Annotated in this window: 23 protein-coding genes, 1 tRNA gene and 1 pseudogene; 19 read left to right on the forward strand and 6 right to left on the reverse strand. The window is 65.6% G+C overall.

The annotated features are described in order from the left end of the window. Nucleotides 1-46 precede the first annotated feature (46 nt). Nucleotides 47-766 carry a pirin family protein gene (locus PCO31110_RS03200; protein ID WP_010808344.1) on the forward strand — a complete coding sequence of 240 codons (720 nt, stop codon included), beginning with the start codon at nt 47-49 and terminating at the stop codon, nt 764-766. 143 nt (nt 767-909) lie between these two features. Here the strand turns inward: PCO31110_RS03200 and PCO31110_RS03205 are convergent, their stop codons facing one another. Then, nucleotides 910-1,395 (reverse strand): 6-pyruvoyl trahydropterin synthase family protein, encoded by a 486-nt coding sequence (locus PCO31110_RS03205; RefSeq protein ID WP_150689605.1) that lies wholly within the window; start codon nt 1,393-1,395, stop codon nt 910-912. After that, complete coding sequence (locus tag PCO31110_RS03210) at nt 1,392-2,654, reverse strand: GTP-binding protein (protein WP_150689606.1); 1,263 nt, start codon at nt 2,652-2,654, stop codon at nt 1,392-1,394. Before PCO31110_RS03210 ends, PCO31110_RS03205 begins: the two co-directional genes overlap by 4 nt. Nucleotides 2,655-3,127: 473 nt before the next feature. On the opposite strand from PCO31110_RS03210, the gene PCO31110_RS03215 reads away from it, so the two are divergent. From PCO31110_RS03215 to alkB, 5 genes are all read left to right on the forward strand, one after another. Next, entirely contained in the window at nt 3,128-3,538 is a 411-nt protein-coding gene (locus PCO31110_RS03215) for a copper resistance CopC family protein (protein ID WP_051126467.1), read from the forward strand. Further along, on the forward strand, nt 3,538-4,527 hold the full coding sequence (locus PCO31110_RS03220) for a CopD family protein (RefSeq protein WP_150689607.1): 990 nt from the start codon (nt 3,538-3,540) through the stop codon (nt 4,525-4,527). Before PCO31110_RS03215 ends, PCO31110_RS03220 begins: the two co-directional genes overlap by 1 nt. Before the next feature lie 88 nt (nt 4,528-4,615). Next, complete coding sequence (gene ada / locus PCO31110_RS03225; RefSeq protein WP_246189706.1) at nt 4,616-5,803, forward strand: bifunctional DNA-binding transcriptional regulator/O6-methylguanine-DNA methyltransferase Ada; 1,188 nt, start codon at nt 4,616-4,618, stop codon at nt 5,801-5,803. Next, nucleotides 5,800-6,558: a 2OG-Fe(II) oxygenase gene (locus PCO31110_RS03230; RefSeq protein ID WP_150583477.1), complete on the forward strand. Its 759-nt coding sequence runs from the start codon at nt 5,800-5,802 to the stop codon at nt 6,556-6,558. The genes ada and PCO31110_RS03230 overlap by 4 nt, the downstream gene beginning before the upstream one ends. After that, a complete protein-coding gene (alkB, locus tag PCO31110_RS03235; RefSeq protein ID WP_150689608.1) occupies nt 6,555-7,214 on the forward strand; it encodes a DNA oxidative demethylase AlkB in 660 nt (219 codons plus the stop codon). The genes PCO31110_RS03230 and alkB overlap by 4 nt, the downstream gene beginning before the upstream one ends. 39 nt (nt 7,215-7,253) lie before the next feature. Here alkB and PCO31110_RS03240 read toward each other — a convergent pair whose 3' ends face one another. Together PCO31110_RS03240 and PCO31110_RS03245 are read right to left on the reverse strand one after the other, a co-directional pair. Then, complete coding sequence (locus PCO31110_RS03240) at nt 7,254-7,874, reverse strand: NAD(P)-dependent oxidoreductase (RefSeq protein ID WP_010808335.1); 621 nt, start codon at nt 7,872-7,874, stop codon at nt 7,254-7,256. Between the two features lie 49 nt (nt 7,875-7,923). After that, nucleotides 7,924-8,640, reverse strand: a complete 717-nt coding sequence (locus PCO31110_RS03245; protein WP_150689609.1) for a DsbA family protein — start codon at nt 8,638-8,640, stop codon at nt 7,924-7,926. Nucleotides 8,641-8,766: 126 nt separating this feature from the next. On the opposite strand from PCO31110_RS03245, the gene PCO31110_RS03250 reads away from it, so the two are divergent. Beyond that, on the forward strand, nt 8,767-9,696 hold the full coding sequence (locus PCO31110_RS03250) for a LysR family transcriptional regulator (RefSeq protein ID WP_010808333.1): 930 nt from the start codon (nt 8,767-8,769) through the stop codon (nt 9,694-9,696). Between the two features lie 208 nt (nt 9,697-9,904). Continuing rightward, on the forward strand, nt 9,905-11,623 hold the full coding sequence (locus PCO31110_RS03255) for an acid phosphatase (protein WP_010808332.1): 1,719 nt from the start codon (nt 9,905-9,907) through the stop codon (nt 11,621-11,623). 89 nt (nt 11,624-11,712) lie between these two features. Here PCO31110_RS03255 and PCO31110_RS03260 read toward each other — a convergent pair whose 3' ends face one another. Continuing rightward, nucleotides 11,713-12,168: a MarR family winged helix-turn-helix transcriptional regulator gene (locus PCO31110_RS03260; RefSeq protein ID WP_010808331.1), complete on the reverse strand. Its 456-nt coding sequence runs from the start codon at nt 12,166-12,168 to the stop codon at nt 11,713-11,715. 191 nt (nt 12,169-12,359) lie between these two features. Here PCO31110_RS03260 and PCO31110_RS03265 point away from each other — a divergent pair, with 191 nt between their 5' ends. From PCO31110_RS03265 to PCO31110_RS03290, 6 genes and pseudogenes are all read left to right on the forward strand, one after another. Continuing rightward, nucleotides 12,360-14,078, forward strand: coding sequence for an FAD-dependent monooxygenase (locus PCO31110_RS03265; protein WP_150689610.1), 1,719 nt, complete (start codon nt 12,360-12,362; stop codon nt 14,076-14,078). Further along, entirely contained in the window at nt 14,075-14,287 is a 213-nt protein-coding gene (locus tag PCO31110_RS03270) for a hypothetical protein (RefSeq protein ID WP_010808329.1), read from the forward strand. Before PCO31110_RS03265 ends, PCO31110_RS03270 begins: the two co-directional genes overlap by 4 nt. Nucleotides 14,288-14,396: 109 nt before the next feature. Next, nucleotides 14,397-15,812, forward strand: coding sequence for an MFS transporter (locus PCO31110_RS03275; protein WP_174979291.1), 1,416 nt, complete (start codon nt 14,397-14,399; stop codon nt 15,810-15,812). A 72-nt stretch (nt 15,813-15,884) separates the two neighbouring features. Then, nucleotides 15,885-16,646, forward strand: a pseudogene (locus PCO31110_RS03280) (NYN domain-containing protein); the annotation flags it as partial. 108 nt (nt 16,647-16,754) lie between these two features. After that, nucleotides 16,755-16,831, forward strand: a tRNA-Val gene (locus PCO31110_RS03285). Nucleotides 16,832-17,167: 336 nt separating this feature from the next. After that, complete coding sequence (locus tag PCO31110_RS03290; RefSeq protein ID WP_010808326.1) at nt 17,168-17,464, forward strand: hypothetical protein; 297 nt, start codon at nt 17,168-17,170, stop codon at nt 17,462-17,464. A gap of 122 nt (nt 17,465-17,586) precedes the next feature. Here the strand turns inward: PCO31110_RS03290 and PCO31110_RS03295 are convergent, their stop codons facing one another. Further along, nucleotides 17,587-18,480 (reverse strand): LysR family transcriptional regulator, encoded by an 894-nt coding sequence (locus PCO31110_RS03295; protein ID WP_036663858.1) that lies wholly within the window; start codon nt 18,478-18,480, stop codon nt 17,587-17,589. 146 nt (nt 18,481-18,626) lie between these two features. Here PCO31110_RS03295 and PCO31110_RS03300 point away from each other — a divergent pair, with 146 nt between their 5' ends. From PCO31110_RS03300 to PCO31110_RS03315, 5 genes are all read left to right on the forward strand, one after another. Further along, nucleotides 18,627-19,307 (forward strand): glutathione S-transferase family protein, encoded by a 681-nt coding sequence (locus PCO31110_RS03300; RefSeq protein ID WP_150689611.1) that lies wholly within the window; start codon nt 18,627-18,629, stop codon nt 19,305-19,307. A gap of 16 nt (nt 19,308-19,323) precedes the next feature. After that, on the forward strand, nt 19,324-20,298 hold the full coding sequence (locus PCO31110_RS03305) for a pyridoxamine 5'-phosphate oxidase family protein (protein WP_150689612.1): 975 nt from the start codon (nt 19,324-19,326) through the stop codon (nt 20,296-20,298). A gap of 98 nt (nt 20,299-20,396) precedes the next feature. Next, entirely contained in the window at nt 20,397-20,570 is a 174-nt protein-coding gene (locus PCO31110_RS25585; protein WP_168162935.1) for a hypothetical protein, read from the forward strand. 225 nt (nt 20,571-20,795) lie between these two features. After that, nucleotides 20,796-21,644 carry a DMT family transporter gene (locus PCO31110_RS03310; protein WP_010808322.1) on the forward strand — a complete coding sequence of 283 codons (849 nt, stop codon included), beginning with the start codon at nt 20,796-20,798 and terminating at the stop codon, nt 21,642-21,644. A gap of 115 nt (nt 21,645-21,759) precedes the next feature. Further along, a complete protein-coding gene (locus tag PCO31110_RS03315; protein WP_010808321.1) occupies nt 21,760-22,656 on the forward strand; it encodes a LysR family transcriptional regulator in 897 nt (298 codons plus the stop codon). The last annotated feature ends 109 nt before the right edge of the window (nt 22,657-22,765 follow it).

Below are 22,765 nucleotides of genomic sequence, written 5' to 3' on the forward strand. Positions count from 1 at the left end.
GCCAATCAAGCCTCTTAACGAAACGATGAAGACACAGGAGCCCATCATGCTGGACATCAGAAAAGCTGCAGACCGAGGCGTTGCCGATCACGGCTGGCTCAGTTCGCGCCACACGTTCTCGTTTGCCAATTATTACGATCCGAAGCAAGTCGGCTTTTCCGATCTGCTGGTGATCAACGACGACCGCGTGGCCCCGGCACAGGGCTTCGGCAAGCACCCGCACCGCGACATGGAGATCTTTTCGTACGTGCTCGAAGGCGCGCTCGAACACAAGGACACCATGGGTACGGGGTCGGTGATCGAACCGGGTGACGTGCAATTGATGAGCGCCGGGCGCGGTGTTGCGCACAGCGAGTTCAATCACTCGCCCACGTCGCCGGTGCACTTCATGCAAATCTGGATCGTGCCGAATCAGACGGGTATTGCACCGGAGTATCAGCAACGACGCTTCACGCCCGAAGAAAAGCGCGGCCGTCTGCGCATGATCATCTCGCCGGACGGCAGCGACGACTCGCTGCGTATCCATCAGGATGCGCGGGTGTATGCCGGCCTGTTCGACGGTGATGAGTCGGCCACGCTGACGCTCGCGCCGAACCGCTATGCCTATGTGCATGTGGCGCGCGGCAGCGTGAGCCTTAATGGGGTGGCGTTGGGTGAAGGGGATGGGGTGCGGGTGCGCGACGAAACCGCGCTCACGCTCTCGAACGGCACCGACGCCGAAGTGCTCGTGTTCGACCTGCGGCCGGAGGAAACGCCCAACTTCTAAGGCGAGGCAGGTAGACGCTGCGTACGGTCTGCGTCTCTACGCACGTGGCGTCTTGGACGCGACTCTCCACGCGCCCGCGCGGCCGGTACCTCACGGTGCCGGCCGCGTTTTCTTATGGCGGCGCCCGCGATTCCTCGGGTAATTCAGGCGTCGCGCATCGTAAGCGAGCAGGCGTCGCCACGTGCGTCGCGGCTGACCGTGACCCGCGAGAGCCCGGCCAGATGCGGCGCCAGCGCGCGCCAGATAAACGCGCAGAGATTCTCCAGTGTCGCCGGGCCGAGACCGGCGACATCGTCGAGCAGCCGGTGATCGAGCCGCTCGCTCACCCGGCGCAATTGCGCATCGAGGCAAGCGAGGTCGAGCACCATGCCGCTCTCCCCTTGCGGACTGCCCGTCACTTCCACCGTCGCACGGTAGCTATGGCCGTGGATGCGGCGGCTCGCGTCGATGCTCGGCGAATCGATGTCGTGCCGAATCAGCGTGTGCGCCGCTTCGAACACGAAGCTGCGCGAGAGTGTGAACTGCGCCCGCTTTTGTGTGACGGCGAGACTGCGGGGGCTGCGTTCCACCGTTCGCTTCAGCGGACGCTCGCGCTCGCCACGCGACTTGGGCGATCCCTCACGGCTCATGCGTTCTCGCTTGCCACCTCGCTTTCCATCTCGATCGGCAGCGCATGCTCGGCATCGCGCCATGCGCGATCGCCCTGCGACAGCTCGACAGCACTCAGACAACACGCGTGGAACGCCCGTTCGACGGCATCGCGATCCATGTCACGTCCGATGAAGACCACTTCGTTGATGCGATCGCCCCACGGCGCTTCCCAATTCGCCTCGATGACGGCACGCTGCGGGTCACCTTCCGGCGGCCATTGATCCTCGTCTGCGGCGGCCCACCAATGACCCACGGGCTCCAGCGTCGCAGTGTTGCCCGCGCGCGAGTAGGCCAGCGCCCACGCCGGCCGGTTCGCGGCCCAAACATACCCCTTGGCACGAATCAGCCCATCGAACGGCATCGACATGAACGATGCGAAGCGCGCCGGATGCAGCGGCTCACGCTGGCGCAGCACGAAGCTCGTCACGCCGTAAGTGTCGTCTTCCGAGTCGTGCTCGCCCGCGAGCGCTTGCGCCCATCCGGCCATCTGTTGCGCGCGCTGTGCATCGAACAGCCCCGTGCCCAGCACTTCGGGCAACGGCACCTGTCCGCGCCCGCCCAACACGATGCGAGCCGACGGATTGAGACCGGTAATCAGCGCCTTGACGGCGTCGAGCCGCGTTGCATCGACGCAATCCACCTTGCTCACCACCACCACGTCCGCGAACTCGATCTGCTCGGTCAGCAGTTCGGCAAGACGCCGCTCGTCTTCCTCCCCTGCCACTTCGCCTCGCTGCGCAAGCGTGTCGAGGCTGTGGAAGTCTTCGAGCACATGCAAGGCGTCGACGACCGTCACCATCGTATCCAGACGCGCAATGTCGGCGAGCGACTGGCCGGCCTCGTCGCGAAACTCGAACGTCGCGGCCACCGGCATCGGCTCGGCAATGCCCGTCGACTCGATGAGCAGGTAATCGAAGCGGCCGTCCAACGCAAGCTCACGCACGGCGATGAGTAAATCCTCGCGCAGCGTGCAGCAGATGCAACCGTTGCTCATCTCGACGAGTCGCTCTTCCGTGCGCGACAGCGCCGCACCCGCGTTGGCCGCGCCGCGCTCCACGAAAGAGGCGTCGATGTTCACCTCGCTCATGTCGTTGACGAGCACGGCCACTCGCAAGCCGTCGCGATTGCACAGCACATGATTGAGCAGCGTGGTTTTGCCCGCGCCGAGAAAGCCGGAAAGCACGGTGACAGGCAGGCGGCGATCGGCGCCGCCGGATTTCGCGAGAGGGAGGGTCATGACAACAAAGTCCTGTGATCTTGTGGGGCGGGCAAGGCGCGCTCAGCACACGCGATCCCCTGAAGGATGCGCGCCGGCGACACCCGCCCGGGATATCTCGCCGCACCGGCGTCATCGCCCGTCGCCGCGCCGTCCGCAGGCAAATTAATGCAACAGAGTTGCAATATGCCGCGATGATACGGCGGCCATCCCATTTTTGCAACTCAGTTGCACATTCCCGGCGGGCAACACAACGGCTGACGCAACACATCGCCGCACGAAGCCTGTCGCCGGAACCCACGGGCGGCTGCACGGGTCAGCAAGGTCTGCGATACTGCGCGAGCGGCGCGGGTCGCGTATCCATGCGGGCCAGATCGGCCACCGGCGACCCCGGCATCGGGTGCACGATGCGTTGTTCACAGGTCGCCGGTTCGCCCGCGAACGCCGCTTTTCAGACCTTCCCGATCTTTCCGTCTTTTTTTGCCGAACTCGATATGCGTCCTTCCAAGATCGCTTCCCGCGCGCCTCGCGCCACCGCCTTGTTGCGTCGCGCGACGCAGGGCCTCGCGCTTGCGACAGTTCTGGGGCTAGCCGGGCTCTCTCAGGGGGCATGGGCACATGCGCACGCCGTATCGAGCGAACCCGCCGCGCAGGCCACCGTCGAAGCGCCGAAGTCGGTGCGTGTCACGTTCGACTCGGCGCTTGAAGGCGCCTTCTCGAAGCTGAGTGTCGTCGACGCCCAGGGCAAGCCGGTCACGCAGACGAAGCCCGAACTCGACACCGCGCGCAAAACACTCACGCTATCGCTTCCCACGCTGCCTGCCGGCATCTATCAGACGAACTGGACCGCCGTGGCGAGCGACGGCCATCGCACGCAGGGCCACTTCAAGTTCACTGTGAAGTGATGTCGAGCGATCTGGCCGCCGGGACGTGGCAACCCGCCACGGCGGGACTGCTGAACCTCGCGCTGGCGCTCGCGCTCGGCGTATTGCTGTTGCGCAGTCCGCACGCCGTGCGGCGCAGTCTCACGGTGCGCGTGCTGCCCGCGTTTGCCGCCGGGCTTGCCATGCTCGCGTGGATTGCCTACGTCGTCGCAAGTACCGAGGCGATGACCGGCGGCGACTGGGAAAACACGTCTGCCATGCTCGGCGACGTGTGGCGGGTGCTCACGCAATCGCACTTCGGCCGAATGCAGTGGGTCGCGGCGCTCGGCGTAGCGTTACTGTGTGCGGGGGCATGGGCCTGGTACGACGCTCGCCGCCGTCTGCGCGCCGTGTTGCCTATCGCCGACGATCCCCGCGACCGGCATCATCGGCGCGAGCATCGTCAGGAGCGTTACGCTCGCACGATCTACGCGGCCGGGGCTGTCGTGCTGGCGCTCGCTCGCGCTGGCACGGGGCACGCGGCCGATGCGTCGACGCCGTGGCTCGCCATCGGCGTTCATGCGCTGCATGTCGGAGCCGCCGCGTCGTGGGCGGGCGCGTTGCTCGTGGCCGGATGTGCGATCCCGAGTTGGCGTCATTGGCCCGTCGGGGCGCGCGCCGCCTACGGTGAACGGCTGTCGTCGGTCGCCGCGCTGGCGATGTTCGTCGCACTCGTGACGGGGGCGTTCAACGCCTGGCGCGTGCTCGGTGAGACACCCTCGCTGTGGGTCGCCGATCAGAATGCGCCGTATCTGGCGTGGCTGATGACGAAGCTCGTGCTTGTGGCCTGTGCCGCGTTGCTCGGGGCCTGGAATCGTTGGCGTTTCCTGCCTCGCCTTGCGCTCGATACGGGTGAGACGCCGCTCGATACGACGGCCTTCGCGCGCGTCGTCGCTATCGAAGCCCTCGTGCTGGTAATGGTAATGAGTCTGGCCGCGAAGCTTGGCACCACGATGCCCCCGGGCATCTGATCGAATTCGATAGCAAGAAACGGAGCGCAGCGTCGCGCCCCGCTCCCTACACTGAAGGCAACACTTCAGTCATCGGGAGAACACCGTGATGCGTACCGACCAAATGACCGCCAAACGTCCGCTTCGCCCCGGCTCCGCCACCTCTGGCTCGCGCGATGCGCAGGCCCCGGCAGCGCCTGCCCCGGCCTCGCCGCGCTATGCGACCGACGACGCCAAGTGGGCAGCGGTCGTTGCCCGCAGCAAGCAGGCAGATGGGGAATTTTTCTACTCCGTGCGCACAACCGGCGTGTATTGCCGCCCATCGTGCGGGGCGCGGCTCGCACGGCGCGAGAACGTGGCGTTCCATACGGATAGGGCAGCGGCCGAACGGGCGGGCTTTCGTCCGTGCAAGCGCTGCAAGCCGGATCAGGACGCACTCGACGCGCGGCACGCTGCACTGGTGAGCGCCGCGTGCCGGCGTATCGACACGGCCGAGGCGCCTCCACGTCTGGAAGTCCTCGCCGCCGAAGCAGGCCTGAGTCCGCATTATTTCCACCGGCTCTTTCGCGCCGTCACGGGTGTGACCCCTCGCGCCTATGCCAACGCCCGCCGTGCCGAACGTGTGCGCGACGCGTTGCCTTCGGCCGAGAGCGTCACGTCGGCGTTCTACGATGCCGGGTTCAATTCCAACGGCCGCTTCTACGCGAAGGCCGATGCGCTGCTCGGCATGAAGCCGGCCGCGTTCCGCGCAGGGGGCAAGGCCGAGTCGATTCGCTTCGCCGTGGCGCAGTGCTCGCTCGGCGCGCTACTGGTTGCCGCCACCTCGCGCGGCCTGTGCGACATCTCTTTGGGCGACGAACCCGAGCCGCTCGTGCGGAATTTGCAGGACCGTTTCCCGAAGGCGGAACTGGTGGGCGCGGACGCGGAGTTCGAGCGCTGGGTCGCGCAAGTCGTGGGGTTTGTGGAGTCACCGCGCATCGGTCTGTCGTTACCGCTCGATGTGCGTGGCACCGCATTTCAGCAACGTGTCTGGCAGGCGCTTCGGGAAGTCCCCGCAGGGGAGACGGCCAGCTACGCGCAAATCGCCGAGCGCATCGGTTCACCTCGTGCGGTGCGTGCGGTGGCGCAAGCGTGCGCGTCGAACAAGCTGGCCGTGGCGATTCCGTGTCACCGGATCGTGCGCAACGACGGCGCACTGTCGGGCTATCGCTGGGGGGTCGAGCGCAAGCGTGCACTGCTCGCTCACGAGCGCGGGGAAAGCAGCGAAGCGTCGAATCCGGATAAGGGGGAACTGTGAACGCTCGCCCTTCGTCGCTCACGCCCCCCAAGTCAGTCAAATCCCTCGATTGGGCCGCACTGGAAGACGAACTCGATTGCTTCGGTGCAGCGCGCATTCCCCATCTGCTGAACGGCAACGAATGCCACGATCTCTGCGCGATGTACGGCGAGACGAACGGGAGAATGAGCACCATGCCGACATCGCCCTGCTTTCGCAGCCGTGTTGTGATGGCGCGTCATGGTTTCGGACAAGGGGAATATCAATACTTCGCCTACCCGCTGCCGCCGCTCGTCGCCGAACTACGCGAAGCGTTCTACGCGCCGCTGCGTGAGATCGCGCACCGCTGGCACGCGGCGATGGGCATCGATGTCCGCTACCCGCCCACGCACAGCGCCTACCTCGCGCAATGCCATGCGGCCGGGCAGCGCCGCCCCACGCCGTTGCTGCTGCGCTACGAGGCGGGCGACTACAATTGCCTGCATCAAGACCTCTATGGGGAACACGTCTTCCCGTTGCAGGTGGCCATTTTGCTGTCGCAGCCCGGCGAGGATTTCACGGGCGGCGAATTCGTCCTCACCGAGCAGCGCCCGCGCATGCAGTCGCGTGCCGAAGTGGTGCCGCTCACGCGCGGCGACGCCGTCGTGTTCGCCGTGCACCACCGTCCGGTGAACGGCACGCGCGGGGTGTATCGCGTGAACATGCGGCACGGCGTGAGCCGCGTGCACAGCGGCCATCGGCATACGCTCGGCGTGATCCTGCACGACGCCACATGACGCTCGATCTCTTCGGCAGCGCAAACGACGACGCCCGCCACGACAGCCCGCCGGCCGACGAACTCGGTCCGGGGGCCTTCGTGCTGCGGGGGTTTGCGCAGTCGCAACTGGCGACCTTGCAGGCGGACATCGATGCGGTCGTTGCCCGGGCGCCGTTGCGTCACTGGCTGACGCCGGGTGGCAAGCGCATGTCGGTCGCCATGACGAATTGCGGGGAAGTGGGATGGATCAGCGACCGGCAGGGATATCGCTACGGCACGCACGATCCGCTCTCGAAGCAACTGTGGCCACCGATGCCCGCCTCGTTCGTTGCGCTCGCCCGTCACGCTGCCGAGGCAGCCGGTTATCCCGACTTCAGACCCGACGCCTGCCTCATCAATCGCTATGCGCTGGATGCGCGACTCACGCTGCATCAGGATCGTGACGAACGTGAATTGGACGCGCCCATTGTGTCGGTCTCGCTCGGACTGCCCGCGACCTTCCTGTGGGGCGGTCTCCAGCGCGGTGATCGCACACGTCGCGTGCGTCTTGCGCCGGGCGACGTGGTCGTGTGGGGCGGGCCGTCGCGGCTCGTCTATCACGGTATTGCGAGCGTCGAAGGCAGCTTCGACGCTCAGGCTGTGCGTTACAACCTCACGTTCCGGCTGGCGCGCTGATCGTTCTCGCGAGCGGCGCGCACCGCCGTCGTACTGCGCTCAATACCCGACCGTGAAACGCGCGCGCGGGTGCTGGTTCTTCTCGAGTTCGTCGACCAGCGCAATGGCGTAGTCTTCCATCGAAATCCAGCTCTTGCCGTTGGCGTCGACCAGCAGGCCGTCGCCACCCACGCGGAATTTGCCCGTGCGCTCCCCCGGCTCGAACAACGCCGACGGCGACAGGAACGTCCAGTTCAGCGGCGAGTCTTTCGGCTCGGCGCGCAGCACTTGCAGGAAGACGCGCCCGGCACTGGCCTCCGGCTTGTAGGCGTCCGGAAATTCCGGCGTGTCGATGAGCGCCTTGCCCGGCGCGATTTCCAGACTGCCAGCACCGCCCACTACGAGCAAACGCGGCACGCTCGCGCGCGTCACCGCGTCGAGGAGCTTGCCCGCATCCATCGACGCGAAACGACCGGCGCTGATCACGGCGTCGTGACCGGCGAGCAGCGGCGCGAGCGCCGCCGGGTTCACCGCATCACCCTTGACGACGGTAAGACCCGCCTCGGCTTCGACGCGCTCGGGATTCCGGGCGATCCCCGTGACGGTGTGACCACGTTGCAGCAACTCGGCGGCAACGCGCGTACCCACGCGGCCGGTAATACCAATCAAGGCGACTTTCATCAGGAATCTCCTGGAGGTGAGGGGGAATTCGGAATAAGGGGGGGAATGCTCAGTGCGCGCAGCCGTCGGGACCGCATTGCGGCAACACGCCAGCGTCACCCTCGGCAGATGCCTTCGTCTGCGCCGCCAGCAAACGCTCGCGCAGCGCATCGCGCCAGGCATCGGGTTGCGCCAGATAGCGGCCCGGTTCGAGCCGTTCTATCTGAGCGCCGATCTCCAGCGCGAAGGTCGGGAAGCCACTGCCGCCCACCCGGGTGAGCCACGCACGGCTCTCGCGGAAATGCCGCATGAGCGCGGCCGCATCCTGTGCGTCGAAGGCGTTGGCGAAGGCGTCCCGGTCAAGGCCGAGATCTGCCGCGATACCGGCGAGCACGTCGCGCTCGGCAATACGTTTGCCGTCGACGTAATGGGCGCGCTGCAACGCGGCGAACATGTCGAGGCCGCGCCCGGCCAGCGCCTGGGCGGCCAGCACGGCGGCCGTGGGCGGTGCGGAGTCGAACACGGCGGTGCCGTCGCGCAGCAGCCCTTCGAAATAGGCGTCGCCAAACGGCTGACCGGTGAGCGCCGCAATGCGATGGTCGTGCGGCATGACGTAGTTGCGAAGCTGCGGTGTGACGGGTTGCGCGTTCGGGCCGGCCATCATGCCGCCGCCGTGAAACACGACGTCGAGGCCCGCCACGTCGCGTGCCGCACGCACCAGCGGCGCGGCAGCGTAGCACCAGCCGCACAGCGGATCGGCGATGTAATGCAACGTTGCCTGAGTCATTTCGGTATGTCCTGTGTCGTGCAGTGCCGTCGCTCGACGGCGTCTCATGAATGCCATCGTAGTCGCGTCAATCGTTCAAAAAAAGCCCATAATGACGATCACTTTGTTGCATCGATCGAGCAAATCATGGACCGTCTGACGGCAATGCGTGTCTTTACCGAAGTGGCCGAACGCGGCTCGCTCACGGCAGCGGCGCAGCGGCTGGACATGTCGCGGGCGATGGTCTCGCGGTATCTGGCGGAACTCGAAGCGTGGCTCGGCACGCGGCTGCTGCACCGGACCACGCGCGCGGTGAGCCTCACCGACGCCGGTAACGACGCGCTGCCGCGCTGCCGGGAAATGCTCGGGATCGCCGACGATCTGGCGGGCGCCTCGCACACCGACAGCACGCCGCGCGGCCTGCTGCGGGTGGCTTGCAGCACGTCGCTCGGTCAGGCGTTTCTCGCCGCAGCCGTCACGCGCTTCATCGTTCGGCACCCAGGGGTGGCCATCGACCTCGTGGTGGCAGACCGCACCGTCGATCTGGTGGACGAGCGCATCGATCTGGCGATTCGCGTGACCAACGAACCTTCGCCCGGTCTCATCGCGCGGCGCCTCGCCACATGCCACTCCGTGATCTGCGCCGCACCGTCGTATCTCCAGCGCCATGGCACGCCGGAGCGCGCCGAAGACCTCGCGCTGCACAACTGTCTGACGTACACCTACTTCGGCAAGAGCCTCTGGCAGTTCACGCACAACGGCACGCCGCTCGGCGTGCCCGTCGGCGGCAATCTGTCGGCCAATGAAGTGAACGTGGTCTTCGCCGCCACGCTGGCAGGCGCGGGCATCTCCATGCAGCCCGTCTATGCGGTGCTGCCGCATCTGCGCGACGGCACCCTGCGAGCCCTGCTGCCCGACTACGTGCCGCGCGAGATGACCGTCTACGGCGTGTACATGTCGCGCAAGCAGATGCCGAGCGCCCTGCGCGCGTTGCTCGACGATCTGGTCGAACAGTTCCGCACGGGGCTGTTCGAAGACACCGGCTACCCCGGACACCAAGCCACGCCATCCGCCTGAAGCGCCCCGCAGCGTTTCGCCTGTCGTGACGCCATGGCGGCGTCACCGAATTGACACAATCCCCGCGTAAAAACGTCGTCTGCCTCGCCCGCCCGGGTCAGCCGGCGACGCCGTTCCCGTACGTCGACGTCTGCCCCTGCCAACCGGTTGCGGATGTTCGCGCGCGCCTGGCCGAGCGCCGCTGCCCGATACGCCAATCAAGGACATCATGACGAACGACGCCACGCCCCACCCCCACGACCCCGCTCTGGATGCCGATCTCGCGCACGACGACAATCCGTCGGACCCGTCGCGTCGCCGCCTGCTTCAGGGCCTGGCCGCCATCGGTGCCGCCGGTGCGGCAGGCGCTACCACGGCATTGACCGGCTGTGCCGCCGAAGGCGGCGCCGGTGCGCCGACGGCGGTGGCCGCAGGCGGCACATTCGACGCGCAGCTCAAGGCCAACATCAAGACGGTCGTCGTGATCTATCTCGAGAACCGCAGCTTCAACAATCTGTTCGCCGATTTCCCCGGCCTGGAGAAGCCGCTCTCGAAGGTCGCCGCAGCGGCCTACACGCAGCTCGATCGCGACGGCAAGACGCCGATGCCGATGCTGCCGCCGTTCTTCGACGGCGTGGTGCCGCGCGCGCAGACCCTTGGCGGCAAGAAGTACCACATCACCGAGAAGGACATCGCGCGTCAGCCGAACGCACCGTTCATGCTCAAGGACGCCGAGGGTCAGTTGCTGCCGACATCGGTCATCACGCGCGACCTGTGGCACCTGTTCTGGCAGAACCAGATGCAGATCAACGACGGCGCGAACAACCAGTTCGCCGCATGGGCCGATTCGGGTGGTCTGGTCATGGGTTACTACGGCGAGACCGCCAAGACGCTCGACATGTACAAGATCGCGCAGCAGTACACGATGTGCGACAACTTCTTCATGGGGGCATTCGGCGGCTCGTTCCTGAATCACCAGTTCCTGATTTCGGGCCGCCCGCCCGTGTATCCGAACGCGGCCCAAAGCCCCGCCAAGGACAAGATCGCCGTGCTGGCCGACGGGCCGCAAGGTGTGCGTCTCGCAGTGGCCCCGGAATCGCCCGCATCGGCCGCCGACGGCAAGCCGAAGTTCGTGCGCGACGGCGCCATCACGCCCGACAACTTCGCGGTGAACACGATGATGCCGGCTTACCAGCCGTCGCCGATCAAGCCGGCAGCGTCGGGCGACAAGCGTCTGGCCGATCCGTCGAACCCCGCTACGCTGCCGCCGCAAACGTTCGCCACCATCGGCGACCTGCTCTCGACGAAGGGAGTGTCGTGGGCATGGTATGCGGGCGCATGGCAATCGGCGCTCGATCACAAGGGCGGCGCAGACAGGCCGAACTTCCAGTACCACCATCAGCCGTTCAACTACTTCGCACAGTTCGCACCGGGCACGGCCGCTCGCGAAGCGCATCTGCGCGATGGCGGCGAGGGCGATAGCCCGATCGCAAACAAATTCATCGCCGACGCCATCGCCGGCAAGCTGCCGGCCGTCACGTTCTACAAGCCGCAAGGCAACCTGAACCAGCACGCCGGTTATTCGGATGTGGAGTCGGGCGACCAGCACGTGGCGAACGTGCTCGCGCACCTGATGAAAGCACCGCAGTGGCAGAACATGCTGGTCGTGATTACGTACGACGAGAACGGCGGCTGGTGGGATCACGTCGCGCCGCCGAAGGGAGATCGCTGGGGTCCGGGCTCGCGTGTGCCGGCGCTCGTGGTCTCGCCGTTCGCCAAGCGCGGCAATGTCGATCACACGTTCTACGACACCACGTCGATCCTGCGTTTTGTCACGCGCTTGCACGATCTGCCGACGCTCGAAGGCATCGCCCATCGCAACGCGGCTTTCGCCGAACGCGGCGCGATGCCGCCGGGCGATCTGACGAAGACGCTGACGTTCGCGTGAGCAGACGATCGGCTTAGGCGAGAACGCATAAAAAAGGGCACTTTCGGGTGCCCTTGCTTTTTGTGGTGACGCAGCGCGTGAAGCGAGCGTCACTCAAGCGCGTCGAGTTCGTCCGAGCGCAACAACAGTTTGTCGAGCAAGCGCTCGTACACGCGCATTTCGTCGTCCGTCAGCGCTTCGAACAACCGGTCGTAGTGCGCCCGCGCCGCGTCGATCACCACGCGCCACACACGCTCGCCTTCCGGTGTGAGCGCCACCTTGACCGCGCGACCGTCGTGTTCGTCCGGCCCGCGACGCACCAGCCCGCGCGAGACCAGACCATCCGCCCCCCGGCTAGCCTGACTCTTGTCGAGATTCGCGCGACGCGCCAGCTCGGAGTTCGACAACGCCCCCGCCGTGCCCACGGCGGCGAGCACGCGCGACTCGGCCAGACTCAACTGCGCCGCGTCGGCATACGACTGCGCAACACGCTTGTCGTGCTGCTTCATCAGACGGTGCATCTTGTACGTCAGGAACTGATCGAGCGATTTGTGGGCTGGCCGCATTTCAGTGTTTTCCCCTAGACGAAATGGGTCGATATTTGGTTGCGAACGCAACCTTAGCACACTAGAATTGTTGCGTTAGCAACCAAATGCTCGGTGGCGTTTTTCGTCATTCGCGCGATGTGCAACCGTTGTCTCGCCGCTGACACGAGACCCGTCGCGCACGTGCCGAGCGGCTTATTGAGTGCCGCATCATGCATCGACCAGAGACCACCCCGCGCGCGTCGCTTTATCACACGTATCGCGTCCATCCTCACTTTGCGCCGCAGGGTGACACCCCGGAGGTGCCCGTCACCGTCGCCGGCGGCGGCCCCATCGGCATGGTCACGGCGCTCGCGCTGGCGCGCCACGGTGTGCGTTGCGTCGTGCTGCAAGCCGAACAACAAGTCTCGGAAGGCAGCCGTGCCATCGTCTTCACGCGTCGCTCGCAGGAGATTCTGCAAGCCGTGGGCGTGGCCGGCGCCGTCGTCGCCAAAGGCCTGCCCTGGACCAGCGGAAATTCCTACTATCGCGGCCAGCGCGTCTTCCGCATGGAATCGCCGGTGGACGAGGACGACCGCTTCGCGCCGCTCATCAACCTGCAACAGAACGTGCTCGAGAGTTATCTGGTGGACGCCGTCGAGCGTGAGCCGCTCATCGACATGCGCTGGGGCAACAAACTCGTCGCACTCGCCCAGGATGCGCATGGCGTTGCCCTGCAAATCGACACACCCGACGGCGAGTACACCCAACGTACCGGCTGGCTCGTCGCCGCCGATGGGGCGCGCTCGACCGTGCGCACCGCGCTGGGCCTGCGCTTCGAAGGCGCGAGCTACGAGGGCCGCTTCGTCATCGCCGACATTCGTATCGATCTCGATCTGCCGACCGAGCGTCTGGCCTACTTCGCCCCCGACTGGAATCCGGGCAACACCGTGCTCATGCACCGTGAGCCGGACGGCATCTGGCGCGTGGATTATCAATTGCCTGCATCCGAGACCTCCGAGCACGCGCTCCAACCCGAGACGATTCGCGAGCGCATCGACGCGCAACTCGACATGATGGGCCTCGGCGGCAAGCCGTGGGAACTCGACTGGTGCTCGGTGTATTCGGCACGCGCGCTCACGCTGCCCGACTACGTGCAGGGCCGTGTGCTCTTCGCAGGAGACGCCGCGCATCTGCTGCCGATCTTCGGTGTGCGCGGCGCCAACACCGGCTTTCAGGACGCCATCGATCTGTCGTGGAAACTCGCGGCCGTCGCGAAAGGCGCAGCGCCCGCGCCACTGCTTGCCTCGTACACGCACGACCGCGTGGGCGCCGCACGCGAGATCATTGCCGAAGCCGGCAAGAGCACGCGCTTCATGACGCCGCCATCGCACGGCTTTCGTGTATTGCGCGACGCCGTGCTGGATCTCTCGCTCGATCACGAATTCGTGCGGCCGCTGTTTCACTGGCGCACGTCGCGGGCGCACGATTACCGCGACTCGCCGCTGAACTGCCCCAACGACGACAACGCGCAGATGACGACAGGCCCCGCCGTCGGTGCCCCGGCACCGAACGTGAAGCTCGGCGATAACCACTATCTCTACGACCATCTCGGCGCTGCATTTCATTTGGTGACGTTTGGCGATGCACCGCTCGGCGAGGGCTTGCGTCACGAAATCGCGACGTGGCGTGAAAACGGTGTGCCGGTGAAGGTGATCGCGTTTGCGGCGTCGCAACGCACCGTCGCAGGCGCTGACATCACGCTGCCTGATCCGAATGGCCGCGCCGCCGCGAAATATGGTGCGGCCGGCGGCACGGCGTATCTCGTGCGTCCCGACCATCATGTCTGCGCACGTTGGCAGCAGCTTGACGCAACGCGTCTTGCCAGCGCGCTCGCGCAGGCAACGGCTCGCGCCTCAGTCGTCGCGCCCCTCAAGGAAACACTGTCATGACTACAGAACAAACCGCCATCGCCGGACTCGAGGAAATTTACGACACCCTCGCACTGGCCATCGACGCCGCACCGGAAGACAAACGCGAGTTGCTGCTCGCCAAGGTCGCCCTGCTGCTGGCCCATGAGATCCGCGATCCGCAACGGGTGATCGATCTCATCGGACGTGCGGCGAGCAGCACGCAGAACGCATTGACCCAAGCGAACTGACTCGCCGTTCAACACCCTTCCCTTTGGCGTCCGCCCTCGATGGCGGCGCCGATTTCATTACACCGCCACGTACAAACCAAGGCGGGGAGCGTTGGAGAAGACACCCATCATGAGTCGCATCACGTCTGCCGCCGGCCTCGCCGGTGGCGTTGCCGCATCCGCATCCGCCTTGGATGACGCACACACGAAACAGGAGGCTCCGAACGACGCGATGGCGCGCGCCGTCGTCCGCAAGGTTTCCCGCCGTTTGCTCGGCTTCCTGTTCGTGCTGTTCCTGTTCTCGTTTCTCGACCGCATCAACGTCGGCTTCGCCGCGCTCACGATGAGCCAGGACCTGGGGCTCACGAGCACGATGTTCGGCATGGCCTCGACCGTGTTCTACCTGACCTATGTGCTGTGCGGCGTGCCGAGCAATCTAATGCTCGTGAAGTTCGGCGCGCGCCGCTGGATCGGCACGATTCTGATGGCATGGGGACTCGCCTCGAGCGCCACCATGTTCGCGCACGACACCACGAGCCTCTACCTGATTCGTGCCATCGTCGGTGTCACCGAAGCGGGCTTCCTGCCGGGCATGCTGCTCTACATGGGCGACTGGTTTCCGTCGGCCGCCCGTGCCCGAGCTAACGCCTGGTTCATGATCGCGATGCCGGTCACGTCAGCGCTGGGTGCCGCTGCATCGGGTTATCTTCTGCGGCTCGACGGTGTCGCCGGGCTCGCGGGCTGGCAATGGCTGTTCGTGCTGGAGGGACTGCCCACGGTGCTGCTCGGTCTCGTCACATGGTGGTATCTCGACGACAAGCCGGCCGACGCGCGCTGGTTGAGCCCCGCCGAGAAGCAGACGCTCGACACGATGATCGCCCGCGACCGCGCTGCGGCCAGCGCGCAGCAAGCAGGTACGGCGTCGAGCGAGGGCGGCAGCGTGTGGCGCGCCATCCTCACGCCGAGCGTGGCGAAGTTCGCGCTCGGGTACTTCTGCCTCGTCAACACGCTCTCGCTCGCGTCGCTGTGGATTCCGCAGATCGTGAAGAGCTTCGGCACAACGAGCAGCAACGTCACCATCGGCCTGCTCGCGGCCATTCCGTCGGTGTGCACGATTGCCGGCATGATCTGGTGGGGACGCCGCTCCGACCGGTTGCAAGAGCGTCGCTGGCATCTGGTGCTGCCAATGCTCTTCTCCGCCGCAGGCTGGGTCGTGACGTGTTTCGCACCCGACCCATCGCTGCGACTGGCGGGGGTGGCCATGGCCTCGACCGGCGCCTATACCGCGATGGCGATCTTCTGGACGGTGCCCGATCGCAGTCTGGCGCCGCACACGCGCGCACTCGGATTGGCGGTCATCAATGCTGTCGGCAATCTCGGGTCGGCGCTGAGCCCGATCGTCGTCGGCGTGCTCAAGGACTGGACGCACGCCTTCACCTCTGGCCTGATGTTCGCGGCGGCGAGCCTGCTCGTCGGCATTGCGGTGCTGTGGTTCGCGCCATTGGGGCAGCGGGCGCGGCAAGGTCGGCATCGCGGCGCATACTGACTCGCATCGAAGCATGGCGGACACGGTTCCGGGCCATAATGCGAAACGTCTTCGCGATCAAGGAATCTCGCCATGCCTGAAAAAACACCGGTGGCCGCCCAGGGCCCCACACTCGTCGTTCTCATCGATGCCGATAACGCCGCCCCCGCTATCGTCGAAGGCCTGCTCACCGAAGTGGCCAAGTACGGCGTGGCGAGCGTGAAGCGCATCTACGGCGATTGGACGAAGCCGAATCTCGACGGCTGGAAGAAGTGCCTGCTCGAATACTCGATCCAGCCAATCCAGCAATTCCGCTACACCGTCGGCAAGAACGCCACCGACAGCGCCATGATCATCGACGCGATGGATCTGCTCTACACGGGGCGATTCGATGGCTTCTGCCTCGTCTCCAGCGACAGCGATTTCACGCGCCTCGCCTCGCGCATCCGTGAGCAAGGCCTGATCGTGTACGGCTTCGGTGAGCGCAAGACCCCGCAGCCGTTCGTAACCGCCTGCGACAAATTCATCTACACGGAATTGCTGCGCCAGGACGACGAGCCCGACGGCGACGAGGCGCCCGCGCCGCGCAAGCGCCGCACCGCGTCGGATCTGAAGCGCGACACACGCCTCGTGCGGCTGCTGCGCAATGCGGTGACCGGTGTCTCGGACGAAGACGGCTGGGCCAGCCTGGGCCCCATCGGCAGTCACATCGCCAAGCAGGCACCCGACTTCGACGCGCGCAACTATGGCTTCGGCAAGCTGAGCGACCTCGTGACGACTATCGGCCTGTTCGACGTCGAGCAGCGTGCAGGCAGCGGGGGCAATAAAGGACTCTGGGTGCGCATCAAGCCGAAGCGCGGGCCGGTGAAGCGCGGCGAATGAGCACGCCGGCGACTTTTTCCGGCTATTTCGCGCGAAACACTTGCCAGGTTTAGAAATTGACCCTATACTCGCGGTCTTTCTAGGCTCGTAGCTCAGCTGGTTAGAGCACCACCTTGACATGGTGGGGGTCGTTGGTTCGAGTCCAATCGAGCCTACCAACGAATCAAAGCACAAGGCGTTGCGCGTTTTCGCGTGACGCCTTTTGTTTTTTCCGCGACCGATTTTTCCGGCCTGCTTCTCTCGTCGACTCGTCTGGCTCTGCACGCTGGCGAAGCCCGTCCAGTCGCGTTACAAAACGACACATCCCAGACAAACTCGTAGCACCTGCTACGCAGCCTCGTCGCTACACTTGCCTCAACGGTTCGACGACAGGCATCGCTCCCCCAACGCTTCACCCGCCTTCGCGAATCGATCCGACTCACTGGCTACATTGCCTACGCGCGCGCAGCATCCTCGCCCTTTGCGTTAACCTGCGAGCGCTCCTGGAGGTCATCATGAAACGCATGCTTGTCATCGCTGCCCTCGGCGCCGCCGCCGCTGTCGCTTCGACCGCCGCATCGGCCCACGTAGACGTTGGCGTATATCTGGGCATGCCCGGGCCGGTCGTCGCAGCCCCGCCCGTCTACGTCGCACCGCAGCCGGTCTATGTGCAGCCGGGTCCGGTGTACGAAGCCCCGCAGCCGGTCGTCTACTACGGCCGCGATCGCTGGCACGATTGGCGCGAGCGCCGCTGGGACGAGCGCCGCGATCGCGGCTGGCACCATGGCTGGCGCCGCGGCGACGACGACTGACCCCATCAAGTACGAAGCGGCCCGCCGGTTGGCGTCGGCGGGCTTTTTAAGCGGGAAGCGGCACTGCCGCTTTCCGCGTTCTTTTATCTGACGCTCGCGTCTTCCCTGTCGCACGCCCGCGCTCACACCATCGGCACGTCGCGCAACTCGCGCTTCATCCACTCAACAAATGCCCGCGTACGCGACGGCAGCAGCCGGGCATGCGGATACACGATATTGACGGGACGTGCCGGCCCCTCGTAGTCCTTGAGTACGCGCACCAGGCGTCCGTCCGCCATCGGCGCGGCCACCTGATACGAGAGGAAGCAGCCGTAGCCCATCCCGCCGATGCACGCCTCCACCGCAGTGAAGCCGTGACTGATTTCGAGATTGCCGTCGACCGGCACGACGAACTCTCGCCCCCCCTCCCAGAACCGCCACTGTCCATAGCCGCCGCCATGCGAGCGGATGCAGTTCTTGCCGGCAAGCTCGCGCGGATGCGCAACCTCGCCCTGCTCGGCCAGACATTCGGGACTCGCCACCACGACACGACGAATCGCCCCAATGCTCTGCGCGACCAGGCTGGAGTCCTCCAATGGCGAGATGCGAATGCCGACGTCGATGCCCTCCTCCCAGAGATTCACCACGCGGTCGTTGAGCAACAGACGGCACTTGACGGCCGGATAGGCGCGCAGAAAGCGATACAGCGCAGGCGCGACATGCAGTTGGCCAAAGAGCACCGGCGCCGTGACCACGAGCGTACCCGTGGGCGCTTCGTGCCGTGCCGCCAGCCGTGCTTCGGCCTCTTGTAGCGCGCTGAGTATCTGGCGGCATGTGTCGAGATACGTCCGCCCCTCTTCGGTCAGCGCGATGCGGCGTGTCGTGCGGTTGAGCAAGCGCACGTCGAGCGAAGTCTCGAGCGCCGCCAGAGTGCGCACCACTGCCGGAAGCGATGAATCGAGCGCGCGCGCCGCAGCGCTCAGGCTGCCCCGATCGACGATGGCGACGAACGTCTGCATGGCACGAAGTTTATCCATGCCGCGCATCATTGCTCCGATTTTCGGAGTAGTCAAATCAACTTCGGAGCATTTATCCGGAAATCGGCAGGATGGACAATGCGCTCATGGTGTGACGGCTCCGGCAACAGGGCCGGCACCCGCCCGTCATTACCCGGAGACGTTTCATGACTCATCCTGCCGAAGCTCAAGCGCAACATCCCGCTCGCCCTGCCCGCCCGATCCGCCTTTATCGGCACGTGCTCTCGGGGCATTGCCATCGCGTCGAACTGATGCTGCACTTGCTGGATCTGCCCTACGAGACCATCGATATCGACCTCCTCGCTGGAGAACACAAGCAGCCCGCGTTTCTCGCCATGAATCACTTCGGTCAGATCCCCGTGATCGATGACGACGGGCGGGTGATTGCCGATTCGAATGCCATCCTCACGTATCTGGCGACGCGCTACGACACCCGTGGCACATGGTTGCCGCGCGATGCCGTCGCCGCCGCGAAGGTGCAACGCTGGCTGTCGGTGGCAGCGGGCGATCTGGCATTCGGGCCGGCGGCGGCACGTGTCGTCGTGGTGTTCCAGCGTCCCGTCGACGCGAGCGCGATGATCGAGCGCGCTACGCTTTTGCTCTCGCGCACCGAGGCCTATCTCACCGCACCGCAAGCCACGCCGTTCCTCGCTGGCGACACGCCGACGATTGCCGACGTTGCCTGCTACGCCTATCTCGCCCATGCCCCCGAGGGCAACGTCTCGCTCGCCCCCTATCCCGCCGTGCGTGCATGGCTGGCTCGTGTGGCCGCGCTACCGCGCTTCGTGCCGATGGTATCGACGGCATGCGGCCTGAACGCCGCCTGAACGTCGGGAGGAAATCATGACCGCGCCCGTAGAAACCTCGTTCGCTGCCTCGCCGTTCCATGCGGGTGAGATCGCCGTTCAGACACTCGCCGGTTCCCGCGAAGCCATGGCGGCAATCGGGGCGCGCGTCATTCGTACCGCAATGCCGGATCAGCATCGCCAGTTCTTTGCCCAGTTGCCGTTTCTCGTCGTGGGCGCACTGGACGCGCGCGGGCAGCCCTGGGCAACGCTGCTCAGCGGCACGCCCGGCTTCGCACACTCCCCCGACGCAACGCGGCTGCGCATCGACACGTTGCCGCCCTCGACCGATCCGCTGCATGGCGCAATGACGTTGGGCGCGCCGATCGGCATATTGGGGCTGGAGCCATCGACGCGTCGCAGGAATCGCGTGAACGGGCCGGTCGTCGAAGCCGATACGCGGGGCTTCGCGATTCGCGTCGCGCAGAGCTTCGGCAACTGCCCGCAGTACATCCGCAAACGAGACATTTCGCCGGACGGTCACGACAAAGCGCCCCGGGCAGAACCGGCGCAAACGTCGCTCGACGACGATGCGCAATGGCAGATCGCCAGTGCCGATACGTTCTTCGTCGCCACGCATTACGCCAGCGACGGTGCGGCGCAACACAGTGCCGGGGCCGACGTGTCGCACCGTGGCGGCAAGCCGGGCTTCGTGCGTGTCGAGGATGCACACACGCTGACGTGGCCCGATTTTCGTGGCAATGCGTTCTACAACACCCTCGGCAATTTGCACGCCAATCCGCGCGCGGGACTGGTGTTCGTCGACTTCGCGTCCGGCGACTTTCTTCACGTGGCAGGCAGCGCCGAAATTCTTTGGCATGACGAAGCACAGAGCGGCTTCGAAGGCGCGCAACGACTCGTGCGCTTACGCGTGCATGAAGTCCGTCGCGTGCGCGGCGCGCTGCCCGCACGGTGGCGTGACGGCGAGACGTCGCCCAGCGTCGAACGCACGGGTGCGTGGCCGGCGGCTTGATCCCTCGTCGACGTTGGGGCTTGCCGCGTGCAGCCGCGGCGTGTACATTGTGACCACGCCCGTCGAGTGACGGGCATCGTTTTTTTCCTCATTGATCCATGACTGCTCGCGCGTCTCTCCGACTTGCCAAGTCCGATGTCGCACCGCTGCAATGCGGTGCCGGCTCGCGTCTGCGCGCACGCTTCACAGCAGTCGTAGCGCCTCTGCCGGCGCCGCCGGCCGGTGTGGCACCGCCCGCCGTGGTGGTTGCCGACGTCAGCGTCGTGGCCTGACGCCACGTCTGGCGCGCTGGGTGCCCAACACCCGGCACAACACCTTTTCATCCGAATTTCAGTACTGATCCGCCTGCCGGCGCGTCGCCTGTCGTCCGTCGTACGCGACGACACGTCTTCACGCTGCGTATGCGCCTTGTGTCGCGTCACGGGAAATGGCGTTCTCCAGCCATTTTTATAGACGCGACGCCCGGCAGGCCGGACATCCTGCTCAGGAGAAGATCGATGCAAGTGGAAAGTCTCGCGTGGCGCCGGCATGGCGCCACGCTCTTGTTTGTTCTGTTGTGGAGCGGCGGCGCACTGGCCGCCAAATGGGGGCTGACGCATGCGTCGGCGTTTGCGTTTCTCGTGGTGCGGCTTGGCGTGGCGCTCGCTGCGCTTACACTCATTGCGTTCACGCGCCGTCAATGGTGGCCGGCCGCGGGCACCCGATGGCAAGTCGCGGGCACCGGGGTATTACTCATCGGCGGTTATCAGGCGGCGTATCTGCTGGCGCTCGCGAACGGCATCACGCCCGGCGCACTCGCAACGGTGCTGGGCGTGCAGCCGATTCTCACGCTCGTGGCGCTTGAGCGGACGCACAGCGCACGGCGTCTTGCCGGGCTTGCCGTTGCTCTCGCAGGACTGGCGCTCGTCGTCGCGCAGAGTCTGATGTCGGCGCGATTGTCGGCGGCAGGCTCGGTGTGGGCGCTCGGCGCGCTCGCATGCATGACACTCGGCACGCTCGCGCAGAAAGGCTCGCGCCAGACGCCGCTCGACGTACTGCCGCTGCAATACGCGGTTGGGCTCGCGTTGGCGTTGCTTGTCGCGCCCACGCAGCCGTGGCACCTCGACGCGTCGTGGGGCTTCTGGCTGCCACTGTTGTATATGGGCCTCGTGATTTCGGTCGGCGCCACGCTGCTGCTCTACCGCATGATCGCAACGGGCAACCTCGTCACCGTCACTAGTCTGTTCTATCTGGTACCCGTGGTGACGGCATTGCTCGACTGGGGCATCTTCGGCCATCGCCCGACCGCGCTCGCCGTGGCGGGCACCGCCGCGATCTTGTTGGGACTGCGGTTGGCGCTTCGATAGCGAGGCACAAGCGAGGCAACGCCCGCGTCGGCTAAGATTGTCAGCTACCGGGTGACAATCACGGGACAAATCCCGTCGTTGTCACCCGAATTCTCTTACGACTGGAATCTTGCCGATGGATTTGCTCGACGATATGCGCATCTTCGTCACCGCCGTGGACGCGGTGAGCTTTACGGGGGCAGCGGCGAAGCTCGGGCTCTCGAAGCAATTCGTGAGCCGCCGCATCTCGTCGCTGGAGCAAGCGCTGGGCGTGCGGCTATTGCTGCGCACGACGCGGCGGCTGGCGGTCACGGACCTCGGCCGGATCTATTACGAGCGCGCCCGGCGCATTCTCGATGACGTAGAGGCGGCCAACCTCGCCGTGAGCAGTCAGGGCGAGCGTCCGCGCGGCAATCTACGTGTCTCGGCACCCATGTCGTTCGGGACGATGTTCCTCGGCTCGGTCATTCCGTCGTTCCTCACGACATATCCCGACGTCACGATCGAGCTTGAACTGAACGACCGCACCGTCGACATCATTGCCGAAGGCTACGACGTGGCGGTCCGCATCGGCGAGTTGGCCGATTCGTCGCTGATCGCCCGAACCGTTGCCCCCATGCGGATGGTCACGTGCGCCAGCCCTCGCTATCTCGAAGCCCGCGATGCGCCGCAAACCCCGGAAGACCTGCGCGAGCACGCCTTGCTGCCCTACGGCCACACCCAGCGCGTGAGCTGGACCTACGCACGGGACGGGCATCCAGTCGACATACCGGTGGTTGGACGCTTGCGCGTGAACAACGGTGAACTGGCGCGCGACGCTGCCGTGGCGGGGCTCGGCCTGACATGGCTGCCGGTGTTCATCGTCGCGCCGGCCCTGCTGAGCGGGCGGCTGGTCACGGTACTCGACGACTTCGCGCCCGCGCCGACGGCAATTCACGTGGTCTATCCGCAGCATCGTCAGGCATCGCTCGTGATCCGGGCGTTTTCGGATTTTCTGGCCTCAGCGTGCAGCGTGGCGGGTACGCAATGGTGAGAATTCGGGAGGTCGCAGCCGTCCTGGCACACGGGAATCGGCCGTCAGACTTGACCATCCATAGCCCGGACGGGGATACTTGACAGGTTAAAAACCCAGCTTTTTCACG

This window comes from Pandoraea communis (assembly GCF_902459745.1).
GTDB lineage: Bacteria > Pseudomonadota > Gammaproteobacteria > Burkholderiales > Burkholderiaceae > Pandoraea > Pandoraea communis.